Below are 495 nucleotides of genomic sequence, written 5' to 3'. Positions count from 1 at the left end.
TGAGCCTGCTCGCGATGAGTGCGAAGCACTCCTGTGTGTCTGTCTCTATGTGGAGATCTATATCTCTGTATGGAGACTCAAGCGATTCCCAACGCCACCATCTTCTTGTACAGCGTCGACCGCCCCAGCCCCAGTCGAGCCGCTGCCTCCGGTACGTTCCCCGCACATTGCGCAAGGGCTGTCTGAATCAGTTGCCGATCAAATCGCTCCCGCGCCTGAGCAAAAGTCTCGTCAGCCAGCGTCTCCATCGTCGGCACCGAGGCCCGCTCAACCGGCGACACCGTACCAATCGCCGCACGAAGATCCTGCTCGGTCAGCATCAAGTCATCACTGAGCAACGCTGCCCGCTCCAGCACATTGCGCAGCTCGCGAATATTCCCAGGCCAGGCGTGCTGACCAAGCAACGCCAGCGCATCACCGTGCAACTCGTGCTGACTGCGCAGCTCTTCCAGAATCGCTTCGCTAAGCGCAGGCAGATCATCAAGACGCTCACGT

At 59.6% G+C, this 495-nt stretch carries 1 protein-coding gene; it reads right to left on the bottom strand.

Annotated elements, in window-relative coordinates:
* Positions 1–77: 77 nt before the first annotated feature.
* Positions 78–495, bottom strand: a 418-nt coding sequence (locus BK660_RS29925) for an AAA-type ATPase lid domain-containing protein (RefSeq protein WP_311202915.1), incomplete at its 5' end; no start/stop codon positions are given.

It is taken from the genome of Pseudomonas brassicacearum (assembly GCF_003732265.1).
Classification (GTDB): domain Bacteria; phylum Pseudomonadota; class Gammaproteobacteria; order Pseudomonadales; family Pseudomonadaceae; genus Aquipseudomonas; species Aquipseudomonas brassicacearum_D.
Note: the sequence above shows the minus strand (reverse complement) of the source record. Positions and strands in the feature narration are given on the sequence as shown.